The 2,162-nt window shown below is 66.7% G+C and carries 2 protein-coding genes and 1 pseudogene; all 3 read right to left on the bottom strand.

Going from position 1 to position 2,162, the window contains the following annotated elements; all coding sequences use genetic code 11:
* Positions 1 to 780: hypothetical protein (locus tag ACLF3M_RS35190; RefSeq protein WP_430661676.1), on the bottom strand; the 780-nt coding region annotated here is incomplete at its 3' end.
* A 184-nt stretch (positions 781 to 964) separates the two neighbouring features.
* Positions 965 to 1,456, bottom strand: a pseudogene (locus tag ACLF3M_RS35185) (ATP-dependent DNA helicase); the annotation flags it as partial.
* A gap of 525 nt (positions 1,457 to 1,981) precedes the next feature.
* Positions 1,982 to 2,162 (bottom strand): IS3 family transposase (locus tag ACLF3M_RS35180; protein WP_430661675.1); only part of this gene is annotated, 181 nt, incomplete at its 5' end.

Here is a 2,162-nt window from a genome sequence, read left to right as displayed (position 1 = left end):
CGCGAGAAGCAGATGCACCATCGGCGGGATGCGCTTTTGGTGCACGAGGTTGTCGGTCACAGTCTGCAGGCGGAAGTTGATGAGGTCGCGCTCGCCAACGCAGTTCTGCCCGTCTTGCCAGACCATCAGCGGTGCGCCGCGCACGGTGTCGATGCCGGCGTTGGCGTACAGCCAGTAATTCGCCGTGGCGCCGCCGTAGATGCGGCTGGTGACGGTACGGCGCTCCGAAAGTGTGCCGCGCGCTGCGCCAGGGATCGGATAGCTGTCCGGTGTGTAACCGGCAACGGAGTTCGTCCCGACTTCGCGCCCGCCGGAGTACAGCGTGAAGGTGTGGGTGGCGCCGATGCGCAGCGTCTCCAGCCGGTGCCAGAAGTTCGTGCCGGACACCCTGGTCATGGGTACCGGCGACCGCCCGTCGATCGCGATTGTGGCCGGTTCATCGGAGGCGAGGGCGAACAGAAAATCCTGCCCCCAGACTGCTGCGACGTTGCCGGACGCGGCAGTGCCGACCGTGGTGGTGCCGGCCGTGGGAGTGGCAGATGCCACGGGCACGGCGGCGGCACCCCCTGCCTGCAGACCGGGAAGGTAGCGGGTCATCAGCTGCGATAGGTCGGGTCCGTTGGAGCGGGCGGCTTCGATAAGTTGGCGCAGGCCTTCCAATTCGGGCGACGCGGAGCTTGCGGTCGGAGCAGCACTTTGCGCCGCGGCTTCGAGCGTCCCTGCCAGCAATGCACCCACCGCGGACGCGGCCAGCGCCCCGCGCCTTGAAATCGCTTCCATGTGCGTTTCCTCGACGATCCTGTTGGCCCGACGCTTCCGCTCGGACGGACAGAGCCTATCGCCGCGCTGTAGCCTTTGCCATCAGGAAGGAGGCCAGTCTCGGTCTTCGCTGCTCAACTCCGGCCGCGCAATGACTCCGGAAACCTCGCCGAGCTTCGCCGGATTCACTGCGCCTTCGATCTCGTTAGCCGCGCAGCACCATAGGTAGGCGCTGAGCCGCGCCAGCTGCAGCGCTGAGCCATTCCCGCAGCTTTGACCAGCGGCGCCGTCCGGCCACGCCGCGCACAGCGATCGCGACGGCCTTCGGCTGCCCGACTAAGACAACCAGCCGCCTGCCACGCGTGACGCCGGTGTAGAGCAGGTTCCGCTGCAGCATGGCGTAGTGCTGGGTCAGCACCGGTATGACCACGGCGGGATACTCGCTGCCCTGGCTCTTGTGGATTGTAACCGCGTAGGCGGGTGCCAGCGCATCGAGCTCGCCAAAGCCTTAGGCCACCGCGCGCCCGTCGAAGACCACGGTCAGCTCGCCGGCCTCAGTCTCGATTGCGGTGATCGTGCCAACGTCGCCGTTGAACACTTCCTTCTCGTAGTCGTTGTCGAGCTGCATGACCTTGTCGCCCGGTGCGAAGGTCCAGCCGAACCGCTCGACTTTCCGCTCGCCGGCGGGGTTCCACGCCGCGCTTACAGTAAAGGAGCTCCCATCCCCATCCCGGTAGGGACGCGGGTTACCCCGCGCCCCCCGGACAGATCCGAGCGTGCGCTGCTAATGCACTCGGCTCCCACCCCGGGTGTTTGACAATGAAGCGTTGCTGCGGATACGGGTGCTGGACCCTGGCGGGCGGCAGCCACCGCGCGGCGATCGGCGCCATTCGCGCCCAGGTCACGTGGCCCTTTTGGCTGCGGCGCCCGAGCGCCCGCTTCTAGTGCCAGGTCACCTAGTGCACGAAGGACGTGATGGCCTGCGAGTTTGTGGGCGCCGCGTGATACGCGCGATAGCCGCTCACCACCTGGCCGAGCCAGTGCCCCTGCTCGGGCACCGGAATGCGATGCAACCGGTGAGACGCGTCTCACGGCACCCAGCGGATGCAGCAAGCGGCGGCGTTGGATGGTGCGGTGTTTGATGCGTTCTCGGTCGCGCAGGATCGTGGGTCCGCGGCCGAAGTTGAAGTTGCCCCACTTCCGTGGACGGTTAGCGGGTAGATCAGTTGTTCTCGGCCATGGCTCTGGCTTCGTATTCGATGGGCGAGAGGTAGCCCAGGGCGGAGTGGCGCCTGGTCGGGTTGTAGAAGCCCTCGATGAAGGCGAACACCGCCATCCGTGCCTCGGCCTGGGATCGGAAGCTGCGGCGGTCCAGCAGCTCGCACTCGAGGGCGGCGAAGAAC

It is taken from the genome of Falsiroseomonas sp. HW251 (genome assembly GCF_050563545.1).
Classification (GTDB): Bacteria; Pseudomonadota; Alphaproteobacteria; order Acetobacterales; family Acetobacteraceae; genus Falsiroseomonas.
The sequence above is the reverse complement of the archived record's forward strand: the minus strand, read 5'-3'. Positions and strand labels throughout refer to the sequence as shown.